Here is a 26630-nt window from a genome sequence, read left to right as displayed (position 1 = left end):
TTGTGGACAGGCATAATCCATCATTGCAACGCGCATAGAAACAGGGGTCTTACGTGGATATCGGCTACTTCCTGAAGCTTATGGTAGACAAGGGCGCGTCGGACATGTTCCTGACGACCGGCGCCCCGGTGAACATCAAGGTCGAGGGCAAGCTGTACCCGTTGGGCAACACCGGCCTGCCCGGGGGCATGGTCAAGAAAATCGCCTACTCGCTGATGGACGAGGGCCAGGTGCCACAGTTCGAGCGCAACCTGGAACTGAACATGGCGCTGGCGGTGAAGGAAGCCGGTCGTTTCCGCATCAACGTGTTCAAGCAGCGCGGCGAAGTGGGCATGGTGATCCGCGCGATCAAGAGCGAGATCCCCAGCATCGACCAGCTGCAGCTGCCCGGCATCTTCCGCGACCTGATCATGGAACCGCGCGGGCTGATCCTGGTGGTCGGCGCCACCGGCTCCGGCAAGTCGACCACGCTGGCGGCGATGATCGACCAGCGCAACTCGCACACCCCCGGCCACATCCTCACGATCGAGGACCCGATCGAGTACCTGCACCGGCACAAGAAGTCGATCGTCAACCAGCGCGAGGTGGGGCTGGACACGCACAGTTACCACGAGGCGCTGAAGAACGCGATGCGCGAGGCGCCGGACGTGATCATGATCGGCGAGATCCGCGACACCGACACGATGGAGGCCGCGATCGCCTTCTCCGAGACCGGTCACCTGTGCCTGGCCACGCTGCACTCGAACAACTCCGACCAGACGCTGGAGCGCATCCTCAACTTCTTCCCCGAGTCGGCGCACAAGAACGTGCTGATGAACCTGGCGCTGAACCTGCGCGCGGTGATCAGCCAGCGCCTGGTGGTGGGCAAGGACGGCCGGCGCATCCCGGCGGCGGAGGTGTTGCTCAACACGCCGCTGATCCGCGACATGATCCGCCGCGGCCAGATCCACGAGATCAAGGAAGCGATGGACCGCAGCCTGCAGGAAGGCATGCAGACGTTCGACCAGTCGCTGTATCGCCTCTACAAGGAAGGCCGCGTGGAACTGGAGGAAGCGCTCAGCAAGTCCGATTCGCGCGACGGCCTGGCACTGAAGATCCGGCTGGCCGAAGGCGGCAGCAGCGACCCGGAACTGATCGGCAACGACCCGTACGGCATGGGCTTCTGAGAAACGAGTGGTCGGAAGTGAGAAAAGAGTGACGCAAGCCACTCTCGTTTCCCACTCCCCTTCACTCGTTTCTAGCTTCGCGGCGCATCCGGCTGCACTTCCGGCGCTGCCAGCCGGAACGCTTCCAGCTCGTTGCACGCCTGATAGATCCGCAGCAACACCGGGTAATCGTCCATCGGCAGCTTCCAGCGCAGTGCGTTGTAGACCTGCGGCACCAGGCAGGCGTCAGCCATGGTCGGCGTCTCGCCATGGCAGTAACGGCCGGTTGCCGCATTGTCGGTCAGCATCGCCGTTATCGCCTTGAAACCGCTGGCGATCCAATGCCGCGACCACGCCGCGCGCTGCTCCTCGCTGGCGCCGAACTGCGCTTCCAGCTGCTGCAGCACGCGCAGATTGCCCAGCGGATGGATGTCGCAGGTCACCGCCATCGCCAGCGCGCGCACCTGCGAACGTCCGCGCGCATCGACCGGCAGCAGTGTCGCCTCCGGATCGGGATGCGTCTCGTCGAGGTATTCCATGATCGCCAGCGACTGGGTGATCACCCGGTCGCCATCGAGCAGGCAGGGAACCATCTCCTGCGGATTGATCATGCGGTAGCCCTCCGCATGTTGCTCGCCGCCGTCGTGCAGCAGATGCACCGGCCGCGTCTCGTAACCCAGACCCTTCAGATTCAGCGCGATGCGCACGCGATAGGCGGCGCTGGAACGCCAGTAGCTGTAAAGCACCAGACCGGTAGCCATGAACCAACCCCCTGGACGAGTAACCGCTGCGAGTGACCGCAGTGTAGCCACAGTGCGGCCTCGGCACATGGTCAGCTGCAATGCGGCCTTCGAACACCCCGTACGACCGGCCGCCGTTTGCATCGACAGGCAACGCTGCGGACAATAGGCGGCTGCCGCCGGCCCGGGGCGAGCCCGATCCACAAGAACCTGATCCACTACTGGAGTTGCGCCGTGTCAGTCATCCGCATGAGTGACCTCGACTTGCGCGATCAGCGCGTGCTGATCCGCGAAGACCTGAACGTGCCGATAGACGACCACGGCCAGATCACCTCGACCCAGCGCCTCGACGCCGCGCTGCCGACGATCAAGGCCGCCCGCGACGCGGGTGCGCGTGTGCTGGTGCTGTCGCACCTGGGGCGACCGAAGGAAGGCCAGTTCGACACCGAGTCCTCGCTGGTGCCGGTCGCCGCCTGGCTGCGCGAGCATCTCGGCACGCCGGTGCGGCTGGTGGCCGATTATCTCGACGGTGTCGACGTCGCCGCCGGTGAAGTGGTGCTGCTGGAAAATTGCCGCATGAACGTCGGCGAGGGCAAGGACGACGAGGCGCTGGCGAAGCGCTATGCCGCGCTGTGCGACATCTTCGTGATGGACGCCTTCGGTACCGCGCACCGCGCACAGGCGTCCACCCACGGCGTGATCAAGTTCGCCCCGATCGCCGCGGCCGGCCCGCTGCTGTGCGCCGAGCTGGACGCGCTGGGCAAGGCGCTGGAGCATCCGGCGCATCCGCTGCTGGCGATCGTCGCCGGCTCCAAGGTCTCGACCAAGCTGACCTTGCTGGACAACCTGATCGGCAAGGTCGACCAGCTGATCGTCGGCGGCGGCATCGCGAACACCTTCATCGCCGCGATGGGTTATTCGGTCGGCAACTCGCTGTACGAGCCGGCCCTGATCGATGCGGCGAAAAAGGTGCTGGCCGCCGCCAAACGCCGTGGTGCCGAAGTGCCGATGCCGGTCGACGTGGTGGTGGCGCCATCGTTCTCTGCGCAGGCGCCGGCCACGGTAAAACCGGTCGACCAGGTCGGCGACGGCGAGATGATCCTCGACATCGGGCCGGAGACCGCCAGGCACTACGCCGAACTGATCGCGAAGGCCGGCACGGTGGTGTGGAACGGCCCGGTCGGCGTGTTCGAGTTCGACGCGTTCGGCAAGGGCACCGAAACGCTGGCCCGGGCGATCGCCGCGTCGAACGCCTTCTCGATCGCCGGTGGCGGCGATACCTTGGCCGCCGTCGAGAAGTACGGCATCGCCGACCAGGTGTCGTACATCTCCACCGGCGGTGGCGCCTTCCTCGAATTCCTCGAAGGCAGGGAACTGCCCGCCGTCACCGCGTTGAAGGCGCGGGCGGCGAACTAATGCTCTGCCTGTTCGACCTCGACGGCACCTTGATCGATTCCGAACACGGCATTACCGCATGCGTGAAACATGCGCTGGCGCGGCTGGATGTTCCCGCGCCGGCACCCGAGGAACTCCGCCGCTGGATCGGCCCGCCGCTGCGGCACAGCTTCGCGCCGCTGCTGGACCACGATGCCGGGCGGATCGAGGCGGCCGTGGAGTACTACCACGAGCGTTTCAACACGCACGGCTGGCGCGAGCATGAGATCTACCCCGGTATCGAGGTGCTGATCGAACGACTGCTCGGCGCCGGCCACCGGCTTGCCGTGGTGACCAGCAAACCGCACCGGCACGCCGCGCCCATCATCGCCCACCTGCCGTTCGGCGAAGCGTTCCTGCGCCTGTACGGCCCGCACCCGGACAGCCCGCACAGCGAGAAGGCCTCGATGATCGCCGAGGCGCTGACGGACTTCGGCGCCGACCCGGCGGATACGGTGATGGTCGGCGACCGCCATTTCGACATCGACGGCGCGGTCGCCAACCACGTGCGCGGGTTCGGTGTGCTGTGGGGTTTCGGCAGTCGCCAGGAGCTGGAGCAGGCAGGTGCCAGCGCGATCGCGGCGACACCGGACGAACTGGGCCGGCTGCTGCTCGCCTGAGCCCGCGTTGCAGGAGCGACCTCGGTCGCGATGCTCTTGGCGGCGGTGCGAAAGACATCGCCCGCGAGCGGGCTCCTACAAGAGCGAAAGACATCGCCCGCGGGCGGGCTCCTACAAGAGCGTTGTGGCCGAGGTCGCTCCCACACATCGAGTCATGAGCGGATGACGCGCTTTACGGCGTCCATGACGTGCGCCACGGTGAAACCGAAGTGCTCGAACAGCTGCGGTGCCGGCGCGGATGCACCGAACGTGGTCATGCCGACCACCTCGCCGTCCAGGCCCACGTATTTGCACCAGAAGTCGGCCGTCGCCGCTTCCACCGCCACGCGAGCGCGGCACCAGCCCGGCAGCACGCCTTCGCGGTATTCCAGCGGCTGCGCATCGAACACCTCGGTGCACGGCATGGACACCACGCGTGCCGCGATGCCTTGCTGGGCCAACGCGCGCGAAGCCTCCATCGCCAGCTCCACTTCGGAGCCGGTGGCGATCAGGATCGCCTGGAACTTCGTATCCAGCGGATCGGACAGCACATAGCCGCCGCGCATGATGTCGGCGACCTGCTGCCCGCTGCGCTGCTGATGCTTGAGGTTCTGCCGCGAGAAGATCAGGCACGACGGCGCACCCTTGCGCTCGATCGCCGCCTTCCACGATGCGGCCGACTCCACCGCATCGCACGGACGCCACAGCTGGTTGTTCGGGATGTAGCGCAGGCTGGCCATGTGCTCGATCGGCTGGTGGGTCGGGCCGTCCTCGCCCAGGCCGATCGAATCGTGGGTGTAGACGTGGATCGCGTGCGCCGGGATCAGCGCGCTCATGCGCACCGCGTTGCGCGCGTAGTCGGAGAACACCAGGAAGGTGGCGTCGTACGGAATGAAGCCGCCGTGCAGCGCGAGACCATTGGCGATCGCGGTCATGCCGAACTCGCGCACGCCGTAGTGGACGTAGTTGCCTTTGCCGTCCGCGCTGTTTCCGTTGGCGGCGTCGAGGCTGCCCTTCCACTTGGTCAGGTTGGAGCCGGCCAGGTCGGCCGAGCCGCCGATCAGTTCGGGCAACAACGGACCGAAGGCATCCAGGCTCATCTGCGAAGCCTTGCGCGAGGCGACCTCGGGACCTTCCGCCTGCAGTTTCGCGATGTACGCCTGCGACTTCGCGGCCCAGTCCGTCGGCAGCTCGCCGGCCAGGCGGCGCTTGAATTCGGCAGCCAGCTCCGGATGCGCGGAGGCGTATTTCGCGAACGCGTCGTTCCAGGCCTGCTCGTGTCCGGCACCCGTCTTGCGGTGATCCCAACCAGCGTAGATCTCGGCCGGAATCTCGAACGGCGCTAGGTTCCAGCCCAGTTGCGCGCGGGCGGCGGCGATCTCGTCCTTGCCCAGCGGCGCGCCGTGGCTCTCTTCCTTGCCCTGCTTGTGCGGCGCGCCGAAACCGATGATGGTCCTGGCGCAGATCAGCGTGGGCTTGTCGTTCTGCGACGTCGCCTGGGCCAGCGCCTTCTTCACGGCCTCGGCGTCATGGCCGTCCACGGCGCGTATCACGTTCCAGCCGTACGCCTCGAAGCGCGCCGGCGTGTCGTCGGTGAACCAGCCGTGCACTTCGCCGTCGATCGAGATGCCGTTGTCGTCGTAGACCGCCACCAGCTTGCCCAGCTGCCAGGTGCCGGCCAGCGAGGCGACTTCGTGCGAGATGCCTTCCATCAGGCATCCGTCGCCGAGGAACACGTAGGTGTGGTGATCGACGATGTCGTGGCCGTCGCGGTTGAAATGCGCCGCCAGCACCTTTTCCGCCAGCGCGAAGCCCACGGCGTTGGCCAGGCCCTGGCCCAGCGGGCCGGTGGTGGTCTCCACGCCGGGGGTTTCGCTGGCTTCCGGGTGGCCGGCGGTCTTGGAATGCAGCTGCCGGAAATGCTTGAGCTGATCCATCGGCAGATCGAACCCGCTCAGGTGCAGCAGCGCGTACTGCAGCATCGAGCCGTGGCCGTTGGAGAGCACGAAGCGGTCGCGGTTGAACCACTTCGGGTTGCCCGGATTGAACTGCAGGAAATCGTTCCACAGCACTTCGGCGATGTCGGCCATGCCCATCGGCATGCCCGGATGACCGGACTTGGCCGCCTCGACGGCGTCCATGGCAAGGGCGCGCACGGCGTTGGCAAGTTCGCGGCGGGTGGTCATCAGGTACATCTCCGAAGGCTTGGCAAAGCGCGGATTGTCGCCGATCCGACCGGGCGCTGTCGCCCCCGGTCACCTCGTCGCACGCCCCCATTCCGCGCGCGTAGTGCGCCACGAATTAACTCGCCCTTAATTTCCCCGGGCCGAATACCGCCGAGCTTCAGCTAGGAATTCGTTCAATGCCCGGTGCGCGGCTACCGCGCAGCCGTCTGCGCACGTCCCCAAGTGCCTCACGGTTCGTTGTCTATAAGAAAAGGAGAATCCCCATGAAAAAGACTTTGCTTGCCTTTGCACTCGCCTCCTCCAGCCTGCTAGCCCTGCCCGCCCTGGCGCAGGACACGGCACCGGCTTCCCCGACCCCGGATACCACGGCCAGCGGCACCCAGCCCGCCGGCGGCAACTATCAGCCGAACCAGCCGGTCGGCAGCGGCAACTGGTTCATCGACGGCAGCGTCGGCCAGGCGCACATCAACAAGGGCCCGTTCAACGACCACCCGACCACCTATGCGATCAACGGCGGCTACCGCTGGAAAGTGGGCCAGGATCTTGGGCTTGGCGTCGATGCCGGCTACAACGACCTGGGCAACTTCAAGGTGAAGAATGTCTTCAACAGCAATGATGTCAACCTGACCTCGCAGCGCAGCGCCCTGCGTGGCTGGACCGCCGGCGTGAACGGCAAGATCAACGTGTGGCAGGGCCTGTACGTCAGCGGCCGCACCGGCGTGTACGGCTGGAAGGGCCACGGCTACGACAACCAGAGCATCAACCGCCACGACCTCGACAAGGTCAGCTATTACGCCGGCGCCGGCGTGGGCTACGACTTCAGCGACCATTTCGGCCTGGGTCTGTCTTACGACTACTTCCACGCCAAGAAGAATCACATCGACCTGTCCACCGATACCGCGTCGGTGACGGCCGAATACCGCTTTTGAAGATCTGGCTTCTGAAGACCTGAGAATGCGCAGCGATGGCGCGGAGGCGCGCTTTCCGCGCCATCGCTGCGCGCGATATTAACCTCGGCTTAATATTGAACTAATCGGTATTGAATCTTTCCGCCGCCGCCCAATCTAAGGGTTCGAGTGTCGCCGCCCGGCTTGGGTGGCGCACCCGCAGCAGCGGCCACTCCCCCTTTGGGCCGGCTGCCACGACAACTGGAGCATCTCTAATGAAAATGAAAAAGACCCTGCTTGCCCTCACCCTCGCCACCGCCGGCCTGCTGACCGTTCCCGCCGTGTTTGCGCAGAATGCGCCGACCGACAACGGCGGCTGGTTCATCAACGGCAACGTCGGCCGTACCGCCATCAACAACGGCCCGTACGACGGCCATGACACCGGCTACGCGCTCAACGGCGGCTACCGCTGGTCGCTGGCGCCGAACTTCTCGCTGGGCGCCGAGGTGGGTTACAACGACCTGGGCAACATCCATGCGAAGAACATCTTCAACAGCCAGCCGGTGATCGCCCCCGGAAAATCCCAGCTGCATGGCTGGACCGCCGGCGCCAATGCCCACCTCGATCTCACGCCGAACTGGTACATCAGCGGCCGCACCGGCCTCTACAGCTGGACGGGCCACGGCCTGAGCAACGACGTCAACCCGGTCCGCAAGGGCCTGAGCGACAACAGCTGGTACGCGGGCGCCGGTGTGGGCTACAACATCACCAGCAATCTCAGCGTCGGTCTGAACTACGACTACTTCGACGCGAAGAAGCACAACGTCGACCTCAGCACCGATATGGTCTCGGCCAGCGCCGAATACCGCTTCTGATCCACCTTGTGGTCGCGAGGCCGCACATGAAAAAGGGCGCCGCAAGGCGCCCTTTTTCTGTCCGATCCGCCGCAACACCCGCAGTTGAGCCAGCCGATCAACCGTTCCACTGGCCCAGTGCGGCCAGGCCGTTGTCACGCGCACGGGCGTGCACGGTTTTCTGCGCGTCGGCGTAGTTCGCCTTCATGTCCTTCGCCCACAGCTTCAGCGCCGCCTGCTGCATGGCGCGGCCGTAGGAGAACGACAGCGGCCACGGATGCGGGCCGATCTGGTTCATCGCGTTCAGATGCGCGGTGGACTGCAGGTCGGTCTGACCACCGGACAGGAACACGATGCCCGGCAGCGAGGCCGGCACGGTGGTCTTGAGCACGCGTACGGTGGCCTCGGCGACTTCCTCGACGTCGACCTGCTCGTCCGAATCCTTGCCCGGAATGACCATGCTGACCTTCAGGATGGTGCCTTCCAGCATCACGTTCTGCTCGTACAGCGCATTGAACAGGCTGCGCAACACGGCCTCGTGCACTTCATAGCTGACTTCGATGCTGTGGTCGCCGTCCATGATCACTTCCGGCTCGACCATCGGCACGATGCCCGCCTCCTGGCACAGCGCGGCGTAGCGGGCCAGCACGTGGCAGTTCGCCTCGATCGCGGTGGAGCTGGGATTGTCCTCGGAAATGTTGATCACCGCGCGCCACTTGGCGAACTGCGCACCGAGCTTGACGTATTCCCGCAGGCGGTCGCGCAGGCCGTCCAGGCCCTCGGTGACCACATCGCCGGGGAAGCCGGCCAGCGGCTGCGGGCCCTTGTCGACCTTGATGCCCGGGATGATGCCGAGCTTCTTCATCAACTGGGTGAACGGCACGCCGTCCCTGGTCGACTGGCGGATCGTTTCGTCGTACAGGATCGCGCCGGAGATGTGCTCGTTCAGGCCCGGCGTGGTCAGCAGCAGCTCGCGGTAGGCGCGGCGGTTCTCTTCGGTGTTCTCGATGCCGACGGCCTCGAAGCGCTTCTTGATGGTGTTGGTCGACTCGTCGATGGCGATGATGCCCTTGCCGGGCGCGACCATCGCCAGGGCGATGCTTTCAAGATCTTCAATACTCATGACGACTCCGTGGTGCGAAGGCGGTGTCCGCCGGCACAAAGGTTGAAGCCGCCTCGAAACCGGAGCGGCATGGTTCAAATCGGCAATTATAGGCCAGATCGGCTGGACCGGACGCGCCGGCCTGCGGCCACCGATATCAGTGCGGTCAGGGCCCGTAGCCGGGCAGCTTGCACGCGTCCAGCAACTGCTGGCGCTGCGCCGGGTCCTTCGGTGCGTTGAACGGCACCACGTAATAGGTGGCGACCGGCTCGCCGATGCGGTTGCTCAACGACGGACCGTAACGGAAGTGGGATACCGCGCTGCGCGCCATCGGGCCCAGGTCGCTCTTGGGCACGATCTTGACCACCCGCACGTCCAGCGGCACCCCATCGGAGCCCACCGTATACGTCACCGCCGCGCAACCGGGCTTGAAGAGATTCAGTCCGCTGTTGGGCACATCCATCTGCACGTTGGTATTGAGCAGGATCCAGTAGCGGTAGAGATCCTTCTGGTCGACCTTGATCGACTGCGCCGCCACCGGCGCCACGAAGACCAGCGCCAATGCCGGCAGCAAGGCCCGGCGAAGCGGGCGAAACATGGATTTCATGGCGATCTCCTGGGCCGGAAGGGAAGCGGGTTCGAAGTGTAACCGCCCTTTCGTTCGGCGGCAGTCAACGTACGATCCGTGAGCAACCGCGCATCGGCATCACAGATCGCGCAAGCTTTCCACCATGCCGTCGGCGCCGACCGAGAGCAGCTTCAAGGTATTGGTACCGCCGCCCTGGCCGACATGGTCGCCGTGGGTGAGCACCACGCGGTCGCCTTCGCTGAGGCGGCCTTGCGCGAACAGCTGCTGCACCGCGGCGCGCGTGGTAGCCACCGAACTCAGGCCTTCGTGCGAAAACGCCACCGGCTGCACGTCGCGCAGCAGCAGCATGCGCCGACGCGCGTCGGCCAGCGGCGACAACGCGTAGATCGGCACCGCCGTGCGGTAACGCGACAGCCATTGCGCCGTGGCGCCGGACTCGGTCAGCGCGACGATCGCGCGCACGCCCAGCTCGCCGGCCAGCAGCATGGCCGCCAGCGCGATCGCCTGATCGGTGCGGTCCAGCATGTGTCCGCCGGTGGTCAGGTCTTCCTTCGGCTCGAACTGACGCTCGGCGCCGAGACAGATCCGGCGCATCGCCGCCACCGCCTTGTCCGGATGCGCGCCGGCGGCGGTTTCCTCCGACAGCATCACTGCATCGGTGCCGTCGATCACCGCGTTCGCCACGTCCAGCACCTCGGCGCGGGTGGGGATCGGCGAGCGCACCATCGACTGCAGCATCTGCGTGGCGGTGATCACCGCGCGGTTGCGCTGCACCGATTCGCGGATGATCTTCTTCTGCAGGCCGGGCAGCTCGGCATCGCCGATCTCCACGCCCAGATCTCCGCGCGCCACCATCACCACGTCGGAGGCGTCGATGATCTCGCCCAGCACCGGGATCGCATCCGCGCGCTCGATCTTCGCCACCAGCGACGCGTTGCCACCGGCTTCGTGCAGCAGGCGGCGGGCTTGATGCATGTCCTCGGCCGAACGCACGAACGACACGGCCAGGAAATCCGCACCGATCTCGGCGGCCAGCTTGATGTCGGCCTTGTCCTTGTCCGAGAGCGCCGTCACCGACAGTCCACCGCCTTGCCGATTGAGGCCCTTGCGGTTGGACAACTTGCCGCCGACCAGTACCCGGCAGCGCACTTCGGTGCCGACCACCTCGAGCACGGTCAGCGCGACCAGGCCGTCGTCCAGCAGCAACACGTCTCCGGCACGCACGTCCTGCGGCAATTCGTAATAGCTGACGCCGACGCGGGAAGCATCGCCGGGCGGCGCGCCGGGGCGGCAATCCAGCACGAACAACGCGCCGTCGGCCAGCTCCACCGGTCCGTTGGCGAATGTCTCGATGCGGATCTTGGGACCTTGCAGGTCGGCCAGGATGCCGACCTCGCGGTCAGCGGCCAGCGATGCCGCACGCACGGCGTTGGCACGCGCACGATGATCGTCCGGCTGGCCATGCGACAGGTTCAGGCGAACCACGTCGACGCCTTCGGCGATCAATCTTTCGAGCATGCCGGGCGCATCGGTGGCAGGGCCGAGGGTGGCGACGATCTTGGTACGGCGGATGGGGGCGGGGGTTTCGGTAGTCATGCTGCCGAGGCTAGCAGATGCGAGCCATTGCGCCAGCCCTGCAAACGTATGCAATGGATGTCTGGGCGTCCAGACATCTCGGCGTCCATCCCGGCCGGCTCGTCTGCACAGCGGCACTGCGCGGCGCAGGTCCTCCTCCCGCTTGCCTGAAACCGCGCGGAAATCGATGCCGCGAATCGCATACGGTCGCCGAGGCCCACCCGGTCGAAGCCCGCGATAAAAATGATCGAGCTTCCCGATCGCCAAATCGGCGATCGCTGGAACAGCCCGGGCCGGCAAACCGTCAGTCCGGCATCTACCGGGTCAAGGCAAGATTGAGCACCTCGGCCAGGTGCCGGCCGCCTTCGCGCAGACGCCGTTCGGCCAACGGCAATTCGGCGCGCACATAGGCCGGACCGATATCGTGGCCGTCCGGATAGAAACCGGCTCCGGCGGTGATCCGGCAGGACTCCTCGGCCCACTGCGCGTAAGGGTTGCCCAGCGGCGCCACCGGTGTCGGCAGCGCGACTGGAACGGGCGAGTCGAGTTGCCGCGCATAGGCCTGCCATTCGAGGCCGCGGGTGCGCAACATGCCCGAGTCCCACACCTTGTGCAGGTTGCTGCCCTTGCCTTCGAACTGCACCTGGTAGGTATTGCCGCCCTTGTCGTCGCGATAACCGGCGTGCAGCGGCTGGTGGACGTCGCCGACCAAATGCACCACGAACTTCAGCGCCTCGCGGCGTGCGCTGTCCGGCTGGCTGCGATCGCCGAGCACGCCCACGTAGTGCTGCAGCGCAGCCACCACGCAGCGGCCGTCGCGGCAGTCGCGCGGCGGCACGTAGTCGCAGTCGCTGCCGCCGCGGAAATTGATGTAGTGCTGGCCGCGGGTCTGCTGCCACAGGGCATCCTGCGTCGGATCGTCCTGGATCTGGTCGGCCCAGTTGGCGATGCCGGCCAGCGAACGCGTGTGCTCCGGCGCCAGCAGGCGCTCGACCTCGGCCTCGGCCGCCGGACTGAGATGGCGCTGCGCCAGCTCGGCCACCACGCTGTGACCGAGCGGTCCCCATGCCTGGGCCGGCGCGACCAGCAGGCAGGCAAGCAGCACGGCGACGGCGCGGCGGGTCGAGCTCATGCGCGGGATCCTTCGTGGCAATCGCGGCAGTCTGCCACAGCCGAATTCGGGTTTTTATGACATGGCGCGACAACGACGAACGTCGCGCGGCGAGCGTACGGCTTCGATTGGCTGTAAAATCGCCGCTTTGCCGGCTGCCAGTCGCAGTCACGTTTTCATTCCTTCTGGAGGACGCCCACTCATGACCATCAAGGTCGGCATCAACGGCTTCGGCCGCATCGGTCGCAACGTGCTTCGCGCCGCCGTGCAGAACTTCGGCAATGACATCGAGATCGTGGCGATCAACGACCTGCTCGAGCCGGACTATCTTGCCTACATGCTCAGCTACGACTCGGTGCATGGCCGCTTCAAGGGCGACGTCAAGGTGGAAGGCGGCCACCTGGTGGTCAACGGCAGGAAGATCCGCCTGACCCAGGAGCGCGACCCGGCCGCGCTGAAGTGGAACGAGGTGAACGCCGACGTGGTGATCGAATCCACCGGCCTGTTCCTCGACAAGGTCACCGCGCAGAAGCATCTGGATGCGGGCGCGAAGAAGGTGATCCTGTCCGCACCGTCGAAAGACGACACGCCGATGTTCGTCTACGGCGTCAACGACAAGACCTACAAGGGCGAGGCGATCATCTCCAACGCCAGCTGCACCACCAACTGCCTGGCGCCCATCGCCAAGGTGATGCACGACAAGTGGGGCATCAAGCGCGGCCTGATGACCACCGTGCATGCGGCCACCGCCACCCAGAAAACCGTCGACGGCCCGAGCAACAAGGACTGGCGCGGCGGCCGCGGCATCCTGGAAAACATCATTCCCTCCTCCACCGGCGCCGCCAAGGCCGTCGGCGTGGTGATTCCCGAGCTCAACAAGAAGCTCACCGGCATGAGCTTCCGCGTGCCGACCTCGGACGTGTCCGTGGTCGACCTGACCGTCGAGCTGGAAAAGCCCGCGACCTACGCGGAAATCTGCGCGGAGATGAAGGCGCAAAGCGAAGGCGCACTGAAGGGCATCCTCGGCTACACCACGGACAAGGTGGTCGCCACCGATTTCCGCGGCGACGCGCGCACCTCGATCTTCGACGCCGACGCCGGCATCGCGCTGGACCACACCTTCGTCAAGCTGGTCAGCTGGTACGACAACGAGTGGGGCTACTCGAACAAGTGCCTGGAGATGGTGCGGGTGGTGGCCAAGTAACTGGTCCCGCACCCGTGTTTTTTGTAGGAGCCCGCTGGCGGGCGATGCCTTTGCTTTGATCTTTCCTAGCCCAACCATCAGAGCAAAAGCATCGCCCGCCAGCGGGCTCCTACGAACAACGCATGCTCAGCGTTTGAGCAAGGGCAGCTTGCCGGGCACGCCGTCCCACTTCGTGGCATCTTCCATCGCGGCGATCTTGCCGGTCAGCACCGGCCACTCTGTGGCCAGCTCGGCATTGATCGACAGGAAGATCTCCTGCCCGGCCGGGACATCCAGCTCGGAGAAAATCGCGCCGACCGGACATTCCTCCACGCACAGCGTGCAGTCGATGCATTCGTCCGGATCGATCACCAGGAAATTCGGCCCCGCGTGAAAGCAGTCCACCGGGCACACCTCGACGCAGTCGGTGTGCTTGCAGTTGATGCAGTTGTCGGTGACGACGTGCGTCATCGCGCCTCCTTCCGGCGCCATCCGGCCACAGTGTCGGCGATGATGGAGGCCATCCCCATGATCCAGATCAATGTCTGCCATGCGCGATCACGACAGAATGGCCATGCACTTTCCTCACGCCCTTTCTCCACGTCCTTTCTCAAAGGAGCAATACATCGTGCGCAAACTGATTGCGATCGCACTGCTAGGCCTGCTGTCCAGCCCGCTGATGGCCGCCGAGTGTTCCACCACCGTCGAAGCCAACGACGCGATGCAGTACAACCAGAAGACCATCACCGTACCGAAGACCTGCAAGACTTTCAGCGTGACCTTGAAGCACACCGGCAAGCTGCCGAAGACCGCGATGGGCCACAACTGGGTGCTGGCCAACAGCGCCGACCAGTCTGGTGTGATTGCCGACGGCATGAAGGCAGGCCCGGCCAGCAGCTACGAGAAGCCGGACGACAGCCGGATCATCGCCCACACCAAGCTGATCGGCGGCGGCGAATCGGATGTAGCCACGTTCAGCGTGGCCAAGCTCAAGGCAGGCGAGTCGTATGTCTATTTCTGCACCTTCCCGGGCCATGCCGCGCTGATGAAGGGCACGCTGAGCCTGGGCAAGTAGACGTCAATACACCTACCGCGCATCCGGCCAGTCGCGCCGGATGCGTATCGTTGCCGAAATCATCGCGCGTTGTTCGGCGCACCTGACCCACCATGTCCCGCATGAATCCACCAGCCGCATTCGACGAGTCGACCATCGCTACCCTGGTCGACCGCTTTTACGAAAAAGTGCGGCGCGACCCGGAGCTCGGCCCGATATTCGGCGCGGCCGTGCGCGACTGGGACGAGCACAAGCGTCTGCTCACCTCGTTCTGGGCATCGGTGGCATTGCGGGCGAGCAGCTATCGGGGCAACCCGATGGCTGCGCATCGGCCGCATCCGATCCGCGCCGAACACTTCGATCACTGGCTCGCGCTGTGGCGCCAGACCTGTGCGGAGGAACTGGACGAAGCCCATGCCGCGCAGATGCTGGAATACGCCCAGCGCATCGGCCAGAGCCTCAAGCTCGGACTCGGCGTGCATCCGCAGGCACGTCCGCTCGGCGTGCCGATCGTGGGCGCCGGTCGCTGAGCAGGCTTGGCAGGAAGAACCTACCCCGTAGGAGCGACTTCAGTCGCGATGCTCTTGGTTTTCCAAAAGCTATCGCGACTGAAGTCGCTCCCACCGATCCATCACGCCAGCGCCTTCAACGCCGCGTCGTAATCCGGCTCATGCGCGATCTCGCCGACCAGCTCGGCATGGACCACCTTGTCGTGTTCGTCCAGCACCACCACCGCGCGCGCGGCCAGGCCCGTCAGCGGACCGCTGGCAATCGCCACGCCGTAGTCGTTGAGGAACTGGCGGCCGCGCATCAGCGACAGATTGACCACCTTGTCCAGCCCTTCGGCACCGCAGAAACGCGCCTGCGCAAACGGCAGATCGGCCGAGATGCACAGCACCACGGTGTTGTCGAGCCGGCTCGCCGATTCGTTGAAATGGCGCACCGACATGGCGCAGGTCGGCGTGTCGATGCTTGGGAAGATGTTCAGCACCTTGCGCTTGCCCGCAAAATTCGGCAGCCCGACATCGGACAGGTCGCCGCCGACCAGCTGGAACGCGGGCGCGGCCGAGCCGACCGCCGGAAACTGGCCGTTGACGCTGATCGGCTGACCCTTGAGCGTGACGTTGGACATGTTGCACCTCGTGAGGAAAAAAACGGCCTACAAGTAGAACATGGTCCCGGCCAGAAAGACGATCACTATTGTCAGGCCCGGCACGTTGCGGTGGGTGTGCCTGCGCGAAAACCATGCTCGGCCGCCCCTTCGCACGATCCCCTGCGACAATTCGGGCAACGCCGCCGCGGCGGGAACTGACCTGCGTCAAGAAGTCCCGCCGGCATTGCCTCCAGCATGCACGCATGCTCGAAGGAAAATGCACGATGAGTACCACCCGGACACCCGGGCCGTGGCCCGCGGCTCGCCCTGAAAGCCTGTTCGGCAGCGATGCGGCCGCCGCCCTTCCGCGAGTCCGGCTGCACGGCCGGCCGGCATGAGCGCAGCCGTGCCGCTGCCCGCACCGGCTCCGCGCGACTACGCGCTGGACGCCTGTTTTCTCGGCCCGTACGGCGAGAACGACGGGCTGCTGGAAAAGCTCATGGTGGAATTCCTGCGCGACCATGTGTACTGGCGGCGCAACTTCCATCCGGAGGATCCACCGACCATCGCCACCGCCGCAGCGCACCATCCGGACTACCTCGCATTCGAATCGCGCATGCGGCGCGAGCTGCATCTGTTGTCGGCCGCGCTGAAGAAATCGGTACCGTTCCACAGTCCGCGCTATATCGGCCACATGGCCTGCGATCTGCTGCTGCCGGGGCTGGCCGCACAGATGCTGACGCTGCCGTACAACCCCAACAACGTCAGCGAGGATGCCGCGCCGGTCACGGTGGACATGGAGGTACAAGCCGGCCTGCAGCTGGCGCGCATGCTTGGCTATCCGCACGACCCCGCGAAGCCGGCGTGCGCGTTCGGCCATCTCACCTCCGGCGGTACGCTGGCGAACTATCAGGCGCTGCGGCTGGCATTGGCGCTGAAGGCGTTTCCGGTCGCTCTGCGCGCGGCGAAGGTGTCCGGAATCGAGCTGCCGGCGGACGACTGGAGCGCCTTCAACCTGTCCCCCGCCGAAGGCGTCGCCACGCTGGAAGCCTGGCAGCACTGGCTGGCCGCGCAGACTCCGGCCGCGCGCATGCACTGGTTGCAGCGAGTGGAAGCCGAGCGCGTCGAGCAGCGCGGCCTGGCCGGTTTCTTTGCCGCGCATCCGTCACTGCGCGTGCCGCTGGTGCTGGCGCCGGTCACCGCGCACTACTCGTGGAGCAAGGGACTGAAACTGCTCGGCCTGGGCCGCGACCAGCTGGAACTGCTGCCCACCGACGGCATGCGGCTGGACCCGGCCGCGCTGCGCGACACGCTGGTCCGCTGCGCGCGCGAGCGGCAACCGGTGCTGATGTGCGTGGCGGTGCTGGGCAGCACCGAGTACGGCACCATCGACCCCGTCCACGAAGTGCTCGCCGCGCGCGACGAATCGCGCGCACGCGGGCTGGATTTTTCCGTGCATGCGGACGCCGCCTGGGGCGGCTACCTGGCTACGCTGTTTCGCCGCGAGGACGGTTCGCTGCGCACGCGCGCCGAAGTGGCCGCCGACTATGTGCGGTTCCCCACGGCGGCGGTGCATGCGGCGTTCGCCGCGCTGGGCGACACCGATTCGGCCACGGTCGATCCGCACAAGCTCGGCTATCTGCCCTACGGCAGCGGCGCCTTCATCTGCCGCGACCACCGCCCGATGGCGTTGCTGGCCGAGCGCGCCGACTACGTCTTCCACACCGGTACGCCGGCCGGCTACCTGGCGCGCTACCGCAGCCTGGGCCAGTTCATTCCGGAGGGTTCCAAATCCGGTGCGGCGGCCGCGGCGGTATACGTGACGCACAAGGTGCTGCCGCTCGATCACCGCCACTTCGGCCGCCTGCCGTGCGCCACCGTGCGCGCGGCCGAGGCGTTCCATGCGCGTGCGCGGCGGTTCGCGCTGGACCTGGCCGATTGCGTGCATGCGCTGGTGCCGTTCGCGCCGGACAGCAACCTGGTCTGCCTCGCGCTCAACCCGCGCGGCAATGCGTCGGTGGCCGGCGCGAACGCGTTCGTGCGCGCGCTGCACGACACGCTGCGCTGCGACCCCGGCCAGCCGCTGCAGCTGAAGGAATTCTTCGGCTCGGTGACCAGCCTGCGGCCCGAGGCGCTAGGTGCCGCGGAGACCGCCCGCATCCTCGCCGGAGTGGCGCTGGACGCCGGCACGCTGGAGCGTGCCGGCGACGACGATCGCCTGCTGATCCTGCGCCACACCTTGATGAACCCGTACCTGATCGATCACGAAAACGGCATCAGCTACATCGACCGCTATTTCGAATTCCTCGGCCGCCGCGTGCGCGAACTGACCGCCGCCACCGGGCATGCCCAGCCGTGATCCCGGAGTCTTCGATGGATACCATCCTGCGTCTCGTCAACCCGCAACGCGAAGCCGAACGCCGCTGGGTGCACACCGCACTGGCAAAGCTGCAGCAGGAGTCGGCACGCTCGGCCGACACGCATCTGCTCAAGCTGAATTTCCCCGGCTTCCACGGCATCGACTTCTATTTCAAGGACGAGGCCTCGCATCCCACCGGCAGCCTCAAGCACCGGCTTGCCCGTTCGCTGTTCCTGTATGCGCTGTGCAACGGGCGCCTGCGCGACGGCCAGACCGTGGTCGATGCTTCCTCCGGCAGCACGGCGATTTCCGAGGCGTGGTTCGCGCGCATGCTGGGCTTGCATTTCATCGCGGTGATGCCGGCCTGCACTGCACCGGGCAAGATCCGCGACGTGCAGGCGCTGGGCGGCGAATGCGATCTGATCGACGATCCCGTCAAGGTGCATGCACGCGCCGCCGCCCACGCCGCGCGCGGCGCCTGCCACCTGGATCAGTTCGGCCTCGCCGAGCGCGCCACCGACTGGCGCGGCAACAACAACATCGCCGAGTCGATCATCGGCCAGCTCGCGCTGGAGGCGGAACCTGAGCCCGAATGGATCGTCTGCGGCGCCGGCACCGGCGGCACCTCGGCCACGATCGGCCGCTACCTGCGCTACCGCCGATTGCACAGCCGCCTGTGTGTCGCCGAACCGGCCGGCAGCGGCTTCGTGCATGGCTGGCGCACACGCGACCCGCTCGCCGTGGCGAGCCAGCCGACCCTGATCGAGGGTATCGGTCGGCCGCGGGTCGAGCCCGGCTTTCTGTTCGACGTGGTCGACCGCGTCGTCGAGGTACCGGACAGCGCCTCGATCGCCGCCGCCTGGCTGCTGGAGGAGCTGCTGGGCCGCCGCTACGGCGGCTCGTCCGGCACCAACTTCGTGGCCTGCCTGCAACTGGCCGCGTCGATGCGCGCGCGGGGCGAGCGCGGCAGCATCGTGAGCCTGCTGTGCGATCGCGGCGAACGCTACGCGCAGACCCTGTTCGATCCGCAGTGGCTGGCCGCCCATCAGATCGACACGGCGCCGTGGGACGCCGCCTTGCGCGAGAGCCTGGCCACCGGCGCCATGCTGCGCCACGTCGCATGAAGCCGGCGGGGACTTTCGCCGTGCTGGGCTACGGCCGCTTCGGCCAGGCCTTTGCCGACTTGCTGCTGCGGGCGGGACATCGTGTTCGCGCGTTCGACCCGCGCGCCGACGTTCCGGCCGCGCTGGCGGCCGCGTCGATGGCGGCCGCCGTCGTCGATGCCGCATGGATCGTGCTGGCGATGCCGGTGCCGCACATGCGCGATGCCTTGCAGGCGCTGCGCCCGCAACTGCATGCGGGACAGACCGTGCTCGACGTGGGCAGCGTGAAAATGCATCCGTGCGCGATGATGGACGAGCTGCTTGGCGCCGAGATTGCCCACGTCGGCACGCATCCGTTGTTCGGTCCGCTCAGCCTGGCCCGCGGCGAGCGCCCGCTGCGCACGGTGATCTGCGCCAGTGCGCAGCACCCGCTCGCCGCGGGGCAGGCGCGCGTACTGTTCACCGCGCTCGGCTGCGAAGTGATCGAGCAGGATCCCGACAGCCACGACCGCGCCATGGCGAACACCCACGCACTGGCGTTCTTCCTCGCCAAGGGCCTGGTCGATCTGGGCGTGGACGACGACATGACGCTGGCGCCGCCGTCGTTCCAGGGTTTGAAGCACATGCTGGCGGCAGTGCGCGGCGACGCCGGCCACCTGTTCGCCGCGATCCAGCGGGAGAACCCGTACGCCGCCGAGGCACGCTCGCGGCTGCTCGGGTCGCTGGAATCGATCCATCGCAAGCTGCTGGCCGGCGACGACGACTCGGATGGCAGCCTGGCCATCCCCGGCAGCCCGGGCGTCGTCCTGTGAGCTTTCACGACCTGCGCGGTTTTCTCGCGTTGCTGGAGCGCGACCGGCAACTGCAACGAGTCGCCGCCGCGGTCGATCCGCATCTGGAATCCACCGCGCTGAGCCTGCGCGCGCTGCGCGAAGGCGGGCCGGCGCTGCTGATGGAACAGCCGGCGGGGGCGACGCATGCGCTGCTGGGCAACCTGTTCGGCCATCGCCGGCGCATCGAGCTGGCGCTGGCCGGGCGCCCGCTGGCCTCGCTGCGCGAACTCGGCCAGCTGCTGGCGGCGATCAAGGAACCGCGCTGGCCGTCCAGCCTGCGCCAGGCCTTGTCGAGCTGGCCGGAGCTGGCCCAGCTCGCCCACGTGACGCCGCAGCGCGTGCGCGAGGCCGCGTTCGAGCACGAGACGCTGCAGGGAAGCGAGATCGACCTCGCGCACCTGCCGGTCCAGCACTGCTGGCCCGACGACGCCGGCAAGCTGATCACGTTCGGCCTGGTGGTGACCCGCGGCACGAACAAGCCGCGCCAGAACGTGGCGATCTACCGCCAGCAGGTGATCGGGCCGAACCGGGTGATCATGCGCTGGCTGCCGCATCGCGGCGGCGCGCTCGACTACGCGGACTGGTGCGCCGCGCATCCGCAGCAACCGTTTCCCGTGCTGGTAGCGATCGGCGCCGACCCCGCCACCATGCTGGCGGCGGTGGCGCCGGTGCCGGACAGCTTGTCCGAATACGAATTCGCCGGCTTGCTGCGCGGCCAGCGCACCCGCGTGTGGCGCAGCGAACTGACCGGACTGGATGCGCCAGCCGGCGCGGAAATCCTGCTGGAGGGTTTCATCCATCCCGGCGACACCGCGCTGGAAGGTCCGTTCGGCGACCACACCGGCTACTACAACGCGCAGGACCGCTTTCCCGTCTTCACGATCGAGCACATGCGCCTGCGCCACGAGGCGATCTATCACGGCAGCTACATGGGCCGCGCGCCGCATGACGAACCGTCGGTGCTGGCGCTGGCATTGAACGACATCTTCGTGCCGATCCTGCAGAAGGTCTTCCCGGAAATCGCGGACTTCTACCTGCCGCCGGAGGCGTGCTCGTACCGCATCGCCGTGGTCAGCATCCGCAAGCAGTACGCCGGCCACGCCCGGCGCGTGATGATGGGCGTGTGGTCGTACCTGCGCCAGTTCACCTACACCAAGTTCGTGATCGTCACCGACGACGATATCGACGTGCGCGACTGGGCGCAGGTGATCTGGGCGGTGTCGACCCGGGTCGATCCGGCGCGCGACGCGATGCTGGTGGAGAACACGCCGATCGACTATCTCGATTTCGCCAGCCCGGTGGCCGGCATAGGTTCCAAGCTGGGCCTCGATGCCACCAACAAATGGCCGTCCGAAACCGCCCGCGCCTGGAGCAGGCCCATCGTGCCCGATGCCGCGGTGGAGCGGCGGGTTGATGCCTTGTGGACGGCGTTGACCGCTTCATCGGCGGGTGATCGATGACTGGAATCGAGCAGGTTGATGAAACAAGACTCGACCCTGTGGTTTCACATGTTTCCACAAAGACCTTTTTTGTAGGAGCCCGCTCGCGGGCGATGCTCTTGCTCTGGGTGGTCGTTTGAAGCGCAGAGCTTTCGTGCGCCTCTGGCGCCCGAGTCACTTTTCTCTTGCGTGGCCAAGAGAAAAGTAACCAAAAGAGAAGGCCACCCCGCTTGGCGCACAGGGGCCCGGGGTAGAGCAGCGGGCCTTCCTGGCCCGCACTCGGTGAAAAGCCGAAGCGAAGCATCGCTACCCGGGGGCTCCTCTGCAGCGGCGTTGGGTGGAGAAACAGCCCGCAAGGTGGTTCGCAGGGATGCGAACCAGTTTGGCGTCAGCACAGGCGACGGCATGGATGCCGGAGTTGAGGCAACGCAGGAGCAGTTGCCCGATGTGCCGTCGTCAAACCCCGCAGCCCACCCGCGGACTTTGCGGGCACGATGCCCGCAAACCCCCCAGAGCAAGGGCATCGCCCGCCAGCGGGCTCCTACAAGAAATCCGCAAGGTGAGTGACTCGGGCGCCGTAGGCGCACGAAAGCTCTTCGCTTCAAATCAACCATCAGAGCAAGGGCATCGCCCGCCAGCGGGCTCCTACGAGAAGTCCGGGAGGTGAGTGACTCGGGTGCCTAGGGCGCACGAAAGCTTTTCGCTCTAGCTAATCGGAAGAGCCAGAGCATCGCGACTGAAGTCGCTCCCACAGAGTGCGCTCCTACCAGGTACCGGGGAACGAGATCCCCTCACTCGTCGACCGGCTGGATGTCGATCGGCGCCGGCGCGCTCAGCAGCTCGCGCGCGCGGGTCTGCAGCGCGCGGTAGGAAATCTCCCATTGGCCCTCGCGCGGCACCGCCCATGCCAGCTGCGACAGCAGCGCATGGGCGCGGTGCACTTGCCGCTGCAGGTCGCGCGCGGCTTCGAGCACGCGCTCGTGTTCGTCTTTGCCCACCATCGCGATCTTGCGGTCGCGGCAGACGCCGATGCACGGCTGCGGCGCCTCGATCTTGCCGCAGCCCACGCATTGCCAGGCCTCGATCCAGTCCGTCATGTGCCGATCCGCTCAGGGCTCGTGGTGCATCCGATGCATGGTCGGGGCCGCGGCGTCCCAGCCCGGATCGTCGAAGTAGCGCGGGTAGTGCCCGATCGCCTCGCGCATGTCGGCCACCGCCTTGAGGTTCTGCGGGTCGTGCTTCAACGCCTGCGCCGCGGCAAGCAACGGCACCAGGATGCCGTGCAGGGCGGCGTCGGGTTCGGGTGCCAGCTTACAGTGGGCGAACATGGACGTCACCGCCTCCTCGACGGTGGTGGCTCGATCCACCGCCATCGGCGCACTCATGTGGCCCATCTCGTCCTGGCGCAACTCATCGACCGCGGCATGCACGCGTCGCATGCCTTCGCGCAGCGATGCATCGGGCGTCCAGCGCTGCGCCGGCGTCGATACGGCTGTCGTGGCGGCAACCGCCACATGGCTTTCATGAACGTGCACGGGAGCAGCATGGGCAGTCATGACCAGACCAAGGCCACACGTCAGGGCAGGAACGGCTTTCATGAATTTCATGCAGAAAACTCCAGCAGTGCGGACTCCGCGATGGAAGCATGCTAGCGCGCGGCGACTCGGGCCCTGCTGATTCACATCAATGCCGGGACGCGCCCGCCGCCATGCACTTGAGCTAGTCGACCTGCGTGGCCGCGGAAGCGCGCTCTGCACCGGAGGAGATGCCCAGATAGGCGGCCGCGGAAACACATTCGACGATGCGGCCGCAGCGCATGGTCGCCACTTGATCGACCAGGGTGGACAGGCCACCGAGCCGATGCGTTATCAGCAAGACGCTGCGCCCCGCCATGGCCGCGGCAAGCGCCTGGTAAAGCTGCGCCGCGGTGCCGGCATCCAGGCCTTCGGTGGGTTCGTCCAGCACCAGGACAGGCGCATCGGCGAGCAGCGCGCGGGCGATCGCGATGCGCCTCGCTTCGCCGCCGGAGACGCGCACGCCGTTTTCGCCGACCCAGGTATCCAGGCCTTGCGGCAGGCTCGCCACATAGCCGTCCAGCTGGGCCTGCACGATCACCTTTTCCAGCTGTCCGTCGGTAGCGTCGGGACGGGCGATGCACAAGTTCTCGCGCAGGCTGGCGTCGAAAAGATAGGGCTGCTGGTCGACCACCGCGATGCGGGCGCGCACGTCGTCGCCCCGCCAGGTATCGAGCGGCGTGCCGCCGAGCGTGATCGATCCCTGGTAGGGATACAGCCGAAGCAGCGCGCCGACCAGGCTGCTCTTGCCTGCCCCCGACGGGCCGACCACGGCCAGGCGATGCCCTTGCGGCAATTCGAGATCCACGCCATCCAGCGCCCATGGCTCCTGCGCACCGTAGCTCAGCCGCAGGCGCCGGATGGACAAGCCATTGTCGTGGACCACGGGCGACGGCGCGCGTGGCTCGATCACCGCGGGAGGCGTGTCGGCCAACGCGAACACGCGGCGGGCGGAGGCCATTGTTGCGCCGAGTTGCGCCCAGGCTTCCGGCAGCGGGGCAATCGCATCGAACGCCGCCATGGCGAGCAGCACGAGCATGGTCAGGTCGGGCGGCGCCAGCGTCGCGGCGCGCAGGGCCGGCAGGCCGAACGCGAGCACTCCGACGACGGCGAGCTGCGCCGCGAGGGCCACGCCGGCGCCGCCGATGGCCTCCAGCCGGTTGGTCTGCCGGCGGGCCTGTTGCAGCCGGACGGTGGCGACGGCTATCCGTTCGGCATGAGCCGACTCGGTACCGTACAGCGCCAGCTCCGCGCGTCCGCGCAAGCCATCGGCAGCCAGCGTGCGCAAGGTCTCCGCACACTCCACCACCGTGGCGCCCGGCGCCGCACCTTTTTTCAGCGCCCACCGAGGCAACAGCACGCCGCCAAGACCGATCGGCAACAGCAGCCACAGCGCCAGCACAGGCAGATAGAGCAGTGCCGTGGCGAGCACGATGGCTGTCACCGCCAGCGCGACCAGCAGCGGGATCAACACCCCGAGGTAAGCGTGCTCCAGCGCGTCCACATCGGCGCGCAGGCGGGAAAACAGCTCGGCGCTGCGCAGTCCGCCCAGCCCGGCCGGCGCCAGCGGCACCAGCCGTCCGAACAGCCATGCGCGCAACCGCGCCAGCACGCGCAGCGTGGCCTCGTGAGTGATCAACCGCTCGGCGTAGCGGCCGCCGGTGCGCAGCATCGCCAGCAACCGGATCAGCGCCGCCGGCGTGTAGTAGTTGATCGCGGCGCCGCTGGCGCCGGCCAGCGCCATGCTGGTGATGAAGTGGCCGGACACGGCGAGCAGGCCGATACCCGAAAGCGTGCTCAGCAGCGCCAGCGCGGCGCCGGCGGCCATCCAGCCGCGCTGGCCGCGGGCGAGGCCGAGCAGGCGCCGCAGCATCTGGCCGGCATCCGCGTGCGGTCTGTCGCGATGATCGCGGGGACCAGTGTTCATGCCGCGCGATCCGCTGCCAGCAGCCGCGCGAAGGCGCCACGCGAAGCACGCAGCGCCGACGCCATGCCCACCTCCACGATGCGGCCGTCCGCCATCACCGCCACCTGTTCGTCGGCGCCGATGGTATCCAGCCGGTGTGCGATGCGGATCACCGTGCGGCCTTCGGCCAGCTTGGCCAGGGCGCGGTCGATGACCGCCGCCGTGGCGGCGTCAAGGTGCTGAGTGGGTTCGTCCAGCAGCAGCAGCGGCGCATCGCGCAGCCAGGCGCGAGCCAGCGCGAGACGCTGACGTTCGCCGCCGGACAACCCTTGCCCGTGTTCGCCCAGCGGCGTATCCAGTCCCTGCGGCAGGCGTGCGATGACCGGCACCAGCGCGGCCTCCTGCACCGCCCGTTCCAGCTGCCGGGCATCGGCCTGCGGGGCGGCGATCAGCAGGTTGTCCCGCAGCGAGCCCTGAAACACGTGCACGCGTTGCGGCACCCACGCGATGTGCCGGCGCCACGAGGCCGGCGCCAGCGTCGCGAGATCCTCGCCGTTGATCAGGATCCGGCCGCCTTGCGGTGCGGCAAATCCCATCAGCAGGTGGAACAGCGTGCTCTTGCCGCTGCCGCTGGCGCCGACCACGGTCAGCCGGGTACCGACTTCGACGCGCAACCCGAGGTCGTGCAGCACCTGGCGATCGGACGCGTAGCCGAAGCCGACCTGCTGCAGCTCGATGCCGATCCGGGTCGCGGCGAACGCATGCGGCGACGGGCCGGCCGTGGCCGCCGCCTCGGCCGGGACGGCCAGCAGCGCTATCAGATCCTCGGCCGCGGCCGCCGCTTCCATGCGCCGATGCCGCTGCGCGCCCATGGCGCGCAGCGGCATGAACAGTTCCGGCGCCAGCAGCAGCACGAACAGGCCGGGCTCGAAGGCGAGCGTGCCCCACATCAGGCGAAAGCCGATCAGCACCGCCAGCACGGCGATGCTGATCGTGGCGAAGAACTCCAGCACCAGCGCCGAGAGGAAGGCGATCCGCAGCACCGCCATGGTCTCTTGCCGGTAGGCTTCGCCGGTGGCCTCCAGCAGCGCCTGCTCGCGCGCCGTGGCGCGGCACAGACGCAAGGTGGTGAGGCCCGACAGCGCATCCATGAAGCGCGCGCCCATCCGGCGCAGACGCAGCCAGCGGCGCTGGCTGGCCTGCTCGGCGGCGCGCCCCACCAGCACCATGAACAGCGGGATCAGCGGCGCGGTCAGCAGCAGCACCAGGGCCGACCACGGGTCGGCCACGAGCACGACGAGCACGATCACCGCAGGGATCAGCGCGGCCAGGGCCACCTGCGGCAGATAGCCGGCGTAGTACGGGATCAGCGCATCGACTCCGTCGACCAGGCGCGTGACCATGTCGCCGCTGGACTGCTGCGCGGCCCAGCGCGGCCCCAGCCCGCGCATCCGTTTCTCCAGCGACGAGCGCACGCCGGCGCTGACCCGAGCGCCCGCCTCGAACGTGACGTGCCGCTGCAGCAGCGTGAGCGCGAAGCGGGCAGCGGCCAGCAGCGGCAGCGCGGCCACGGCTGGCCACAGTTCGCCAAGGCGGCGCCCGGCGAAGATCGCCTCGGCCAGCACGTGGGCCACCAGCCAGGCGCCCCCGCACATCAGCACCGCCTGCGCGGCGCCGGCGGCGATCCCCGTCGCCAGCAGGCGACGCACGGGACGGGACTGTTCGCGCAGCCAGGTGGTCGGCGAGTTGGCCATCAGAGATTCCGGAATGCGGAGGGCGGCGCCAAGCCGGCCTTCAATCACACAAGCAGCGGCTGCATCGAAGAACTTCGGCCTGCAGGGGCCGCCGAACTCTTGCGATGCTG

Annotated in this window: 24 protein-coding genes; 12 read left to right on the top strand and 12 right to left on the bottom strand. The window is 67.1% G+C overall.

What is annotated here, in order from left to right; genetic code table 11:
• Window positions 1–53 precede the first annotated feature (53 nt).
• Window positions 54–1166 carry a PilT/PilU family type 4a pilus ATPase gene (locus ACFPPB_RS12110; RefSeq protein WP_377327387.1) on the top strand — a complete coding sequence of 371 codons (1113 nt, stop codon included), beginning with the start codon at window positions 54–56 and terminating at the stop codon, window positions 1164–1166.
• A 71-nt stretch (window positions 1167–1237) separates the two neighbouring features.
• Here the strand turns inward: ACFPPB_RS12110 and maiA are convergent, their stop codons facing one another.
• Window positions 1238–1906, bottom strand: coding sequence for a maleylacetoacetate isomerase (maiA, locus tag ACFPPB_RS12105; protein WP_377327385.1), 669 nt, complete (start codon window positions 1904–1906; stop codon window positions 1238–1240).
• 213 nt (window positions 1907–2119) lie between these two features.
• Here maiA and ACFPPB_RS12100 point away from each other — a divergent pair, with 213 nt between their 5' ends.
• Complete coding sequence (locus tag ACFPPB_RS12100) at window positions 2120–3301, top strand: phosphoglycerate kinase (RefSeq protein WP_377327384.1); 1182 nt, start codon at window positions 2120–2122, stop codon at window positions 3299–3301.
• A complete protein-coding gene (locus tag ACFPPB_RS12095; protein ID WP_377327382.1) occupies window positions 3301–3939 on the top strand; it encodes an HAD hydrolase-like protein in 639 nt (212 codons plus the stop codon). Before ACFPPB_RS12100 ends, ACFPPB_RS12095 begins: the two co-directional genes overlap by 1 nt.
• A gap of 152 nt (window positions 3940–4091) precedes the next feature.
• On the opposite strand, the gene tkt is transcribed toward ACFPPB_RS12095, so the two are convergent.
• Entirely contained in the window at window positions 4092–6104 is a 2013-nt protein-coding gene (gene tkt / locus ACFPPB_RS12090; RefSeq protein ID WP_377327380.1) for a transketolase, read from the bottom strand.
• 263 nt (window positions 6105–6367) lie between these two features.
• On the opposite strand from tkt, the gene ACFPPB_RS12085 reads away from it, so the two are divergent.
• Window positions 6368–7033, top strand: a complete 666-nt coding sequence (locus ACFPPB_RS12085; protein ID WP_377327378.1) for an outer membrane beta-barrel protein — start codon at window positions 6368–6370, stop codon at window positions 7031–7033.
• A gap of 233 nt (window positions 7034–7266) precedes the next feature.
• A complete protein-coding gene (locus ACFPPB_RS12080) occupies window positions 7267–7866 on the top strand; it encodes an outer membrane protein (RefSeq protein WP_377327376.1) in 600 nt (199 codons plus the stop codon).
• Window positions 7867–7963: 97 nt separating this feature from the next.
• On the opposite strand, the gene ACFPPB_RS12075 is transcribed toward ACFPPB_RS12080, so the two are convergent.
• From ACFPPB_RS12075 to ACFPPB_RS12060, 4 genes are all read right to left on the bottom strand, one after another.
• The gene (locus ACFPPB_RS12075; protein WP_377327374.1) at window positions 7964–8968 is read right to left on the bottom strand and encodes a class I fructose-bisphosphate aldolase; all 1005 of its coding nucleotides are present in this window, start codon (window positions 8966–8968) and stop codon (window positions 7964–7966) included.
• Between the two features lie 145 nt (window positions 8969–9113).
• Complete coding sequence (locus tag ACFPPB_RS12070; protein ID WP_377327373.1) at window positions 9114–9554, bottom strand: energy transducer TonB; 441 nt, start codon at window positions 9552–9554, stop codon at window positions 9114–9116.
• A gap of 99 nt (window positions 9555–9653) precedes the next feature.
• The gene (pyk, locus tag ACFPPB_RS12065; protein ID WP_377327371.1) at window positions 9654–11132 is read right to left on the bottom strand and encodes a pyruvate kinase; all 1479 of its coding nucleotides are present in this window, start codon (window positions 11130–11132) and stop codon (window positions 9654–9656) included.
• A gap of 295 nt (window positions 11133–11427) precedes the next feature.
• The gene (locus ACFPPB_RS12060) at window positions 11428–12243 is read right to left on the bottom strand and encodes a S1/P1 nuclease (RefSeq protein WP_377327369.1); all 816 of its coding nucleotides are present in this window, start codon (window positions 12241–12243) and stop codon (window positions 11428–11430) included.
• Window positions 12244–12424: 181 nt separating this feature from the next.
• Here ACFPPB_RS12060 and gap point away from each other — a divergent pair, with 181 nt between their 5' ends.
• Entirely contained in the window at window positions 12425–13426 is a 1002-nt protein-coding gene (gene gap, locus ACFPPB_RS12055) for a type I glyceraldehyde-3-phosphate dehydrogenase (RefSeq protein ID WP_377327368.1), read from the top strand.
• A 126-nt stretch (window positions 13427–13552) separates the two neighbouring features.
• Here gap and fdxA read toward each other — a convergent pair whose 3' ends face one another.
• Window positions 13553–13876, bottom strand: coding sequence for a ferredoxin FdxA (gene fdxA / locus ACFPPB_RS12050; protein ID WP_377327366.1), 324 nt, complete (start codon window positions 13874–13876; stop codon window positions 13553–13555).
• A gap of 157 nt (window positions 13877–14033) precedes the next feature.
• On the opposite strand from fdxA, the gene azu reads away from it, so the two are divergent.
• Together azu and ACFPPB_RS12040 are read left to right on the top strand one after the other, a co-directional pair.
• Complete coding sequence (gene azu / locus ACFPPB_RS12045) at window positions 14034–14480, top strand: azurin (RefSeq protein WP_377327364.1); 447 nt, start codon at window positions 14034–14036, stop codon at window positions 14478–14480.
• 101 nt (window positions 14481–14581) lie between these two features.
• Window positions 14582–14989 carry a group III truncated hemoglobin gene (locus ACFPPB_RS12040; protein ID WP_377327362.1) on the top strand — a complete coding sequence of 136 codons (408 nt, stop codon included), beginning with the start codon at window positions 14582–14584 and terminating at the stop codon, window positions 14987–14989.
• A gap of 101 nt (window positions 14990–15090) precedes the next feature.
• Here ACFPPB_RS12040 and tpx read toward each other — a convergent pair whose 3' ends face one another.
• Window positions 15091–15591, bottom strand: coding sequence for a thiol peroxidase (gene tpx, locus ACFPPB_RS12035; protein ID WP_377327360.1), 501 nt, complete (start codon window positions 15589–15591; stop codon window positions 15091–15093).
• 355 nt (window positions 15592–15946) lie between these two features.
• On the opposite strand from tpx, the gene ACFPPB_RS12030 reads away from it, so the two are divergent.
• Genes ACFPPB_RS12030 through ACFPPB_RS12015 form a run of 4 tightly spaced genes read left to right on the top strand, consistent with a single transcriptional unit; the run spans window position 15947 to window position 21307 of the window.
• Window positions 15947–17911: a pyridoxal phosphate-dependent decarboxylase family protein gene (locus tag ACFPPB_RS12030; protein WP_377327358.1), complete on the top strand. Its 1965-nt coding sequence runs from the start codon at window positions 15947–15949 to the stop codon at window positions 17909–17911.
• Window positions 17912–17925: 14 nt separating this feature from the next.
• Window positions 17926–19035, top strand: a complete 1110-nt coding sequence (locus ACFPPB_RS12025) for a PLP-dependent cysteine synthase family protein (protein ID WP_377327356.1) — start codon at window positions 17926–17928, stop codon at window positions 19033–19035.
• Window positions 19032–19826: a prephenate dehydrogenase/arogenate dehydrogenase family protein gene (locus ACFPPB_RS12020; RefSeq protein WP_377327354.1), complete on the top strand. Its 795-nt coding sequence runs from the start codon at window positions 19032–19034 to the stop codon at window positions 19824–19826. Before ACFPPB_RS12025 ends, ACFPPB_RS12020 begins: the two co-directional genes overlap by 4 nt.
• Window positions 19823–21307: a UbiD family decarboxylase gene (locus ACFPPB_RS12015; RefSeq protein ID WP_377327352.1), complete on the top strand. Its 1485-nt coding sequence runs from the start codon at window positions 19823–19825 to the stop codon at window positions 21305–21307. The genes ACFPPB_RS12020 and ACFPPB_RS12015 overlap by 4 nt, the downstream gene beginning before the upstream one ends.
• A 770-nt stretch (window positions 21308–22077) precedes the next feature.
• On the opposite strand, the gene ACFPPB_RS12010 is transcribed toward ACFPPB_RS12015, so the two are convergent.
• The 4 genes from ACFPPB_RS12010 to cydD form a co-directional block, all read right to left on the bottom strand.
• Window positions 22078–22383: a hypothetical protein gene (locus ACFPPB_RS12010; protein WP_377327350.1), complete on the bottom strand. Its 306-nt coding sequence runs from the start codon at window positions 22381–22383 to the stop codon at window positions 22078–22080.
• A 12-nt stretch (window positions 22384–22395) separates the two neighbouring features.
• Window positions 22396–22893 carry a DnrO protein gene (locus tag ACFPPB_RS12005; protein ID WP_377327348.1) on the bottom strand — a complete coding sequence of 166 codons (498 nt, stop codon included), beginning with the start codon at window positions 22891–22893 and terminating at the stop codon, window positions 22396–22398.
• Between the two features lie 112 nt (window positions 22894–23005).
• Window positions 23006–24787: a thiol reductant ABC exporter subunit CydC gene (gene cydC / locus ACFPPB_RS12000; protein WP_377327346.1), complete on the bottom strand. Its 1782-nt coding sequence runs from the start codon at window positions 24785–24787 to the stop codon at window positions 23006–23008.
• A complete protein-coding gene (gene cydD / locus ACFPPB_RS11995) occupies window positions 24784–26520 on the bottom strand; it encodes a thiol reductant ABC exporter subunit CydD (protein WP_377327345.1) in 1737 nt (578 codons plus the stop codon). The genes cydC and cydD overlap by 4 nt, the downstream gene beginning before the upstream one ends.
• Between the last annotated feature and the right edge of the window lie 110 nt (window positions 26521–26630).

The organism is Rhodanobacter terrae, from assembly GCF_042657005.1.
Lineage (GTDB): Bacteria > Pseudomonadota > Gammaproteobacteria > Xanthomonadales > Rhodanobacteraceae > Rhodanobacter > Rhodanobacter terrae.
This window is presented reverse-complemented; position numbering and strand designations above follow the sequence as displayed.

Bases quoted from the DNA above. Each gene is read 5' to 3' on its own strand.
- cydC (WP_377327346.1), bottom strand. From the start codon at position 24,787: ATGAACACTGGTCCCCGCGATCATCGCGACAGACCGCACGCGGATGCC.
- ACFPPB_RS12010 (WP_377327350.1), bottom strand. From the start codon at position 22,383: ATGACGGACTGGATCGAGGCCTGGCAATGCGTGGGCTGCGGCAAGATC.
- tpx (WP_377327360.1), bottom strand. From the start codon at position 15,591: ATGTCCAACGTCACGCTCAAGGGTCAGCCGATCAGCGTCAACGGCCAG.
- ACFPPB_RS12075 (WP_377327374.1), bottom strand. From the start codon at position 8,968: ATGAGTATTGAAGATCTTGAAAGCATCGCCCTGGCGATGGTCGCGCCC.
- cydD (WP_377327345.1), bottom strand. From the start codon at position 26,520: ATGGCCAACTCGCCGACCACCTGGCTGCGCGAACAGTCCCGTCCCGTG.
- ACFPPB_RS12040 (WP_377327362.1), top strand. From the start codon at position 14,582: ATGAATCCACCAGCCGCATTCGACGAGTCGACCATCGCTACCCTGGTC.
- tkt (WP_377327380.1), bottom strand. From the start codon at position 6,104: ATGACCACCCGCCGCGAACTTGCCAACGCCGTGCGCGCCCTTGCCATG.
- ACFPPB_RS12020 (WP_377327354.1), top strand. From the start codon at position 19,032: ATGAAGCCGGCGGGGACTTTCGCCGTGCTGGGCTACGGCCGCTTCGGC.
- ACFPPB_RS12095 (WP_377327382.1), top strand. From the start codon at position 3,301: ATGCTCTGCCTGTTCGACCTCGACGGCACCTTGATCGATTCCGAACAC.
- ACFPPB_RS12025 (WP_377327356.1), top strand. From the start codon at position 17,926: ATGGATACCATCCTGCGTCTCGTCAACCCGCAACGCGAAGCCGAACGC.
- fdxA (WP_377327366.1), bottom strand. From the start codon at position 13,876: ATGACGCACGTCGTCACCGACAACTGCATCAACTGCAAGCACACCGAC.
- ACFPPB_RS12085 (WP_377327378.1), top strand. From the start codon at position 6,368: ATGAAAAAGACTTTGCTTGCCTTTGCACTCGCCTCCTCCAGCCTGCTA.
- gap (WP_377327368.1), top strand. From the start codon at position 12,425: ATGACCATCAAGGTCGGCATCAACGGCTTCGGCCGCATCGGTCGCAAC.
- maiA (WP_377327385.1), bottom strand. From the start codon at position 1,906: ATGGCTACCGGTCTGGTGCTTTACAGCTACTGGCGTTCCAGCGCCGCC.
- pyk (WP_377327371.1), bottom strand. From the start codon at position 11,132: ATGACTACCGAAACCCCCGCCCCCATCCGCCGTACCAAGATCGTCGCC.
- ACFPPB_RS12005 (WP_377327348.1), bottom strand. From the start codon at position 22,893: ATGAAATTCATGAAAGCCGTTCCTGCCCTGACGTGTGGCCTTGGTCTG.
- ACFPPB_RS12060 (WP_377327369.1), bottom strand. From the start codon at position 12,243: ATGAGCTCGACCCGCCGCGCCGTCGCCGTGCTGCTTGCCTGCCTGCTG.
- ACFPPB_RS12080 (WP_377327376.1), top strand. From the start codon at position 7,267: ATGAAAATGAAAAAGACCCTGCTTGCCCTCACCCTCGCCACCGCCGGC.
- ACFPPB_RS12070 (WP_377327373.1), bottom strand. From the start codon at position 9,554: ATGAAATCCATGTTTCGCCCGCTTCGCCGGGCCTTGCTGCCGGCATTG.
- ACFPPB_RS12030 (WP_377327358.1), top strand. From the start codon at position 15,947: ATGAGCGCAGCCGTGCCGCTGCCCGCACCGGCTCCGCGCGACTACGCG.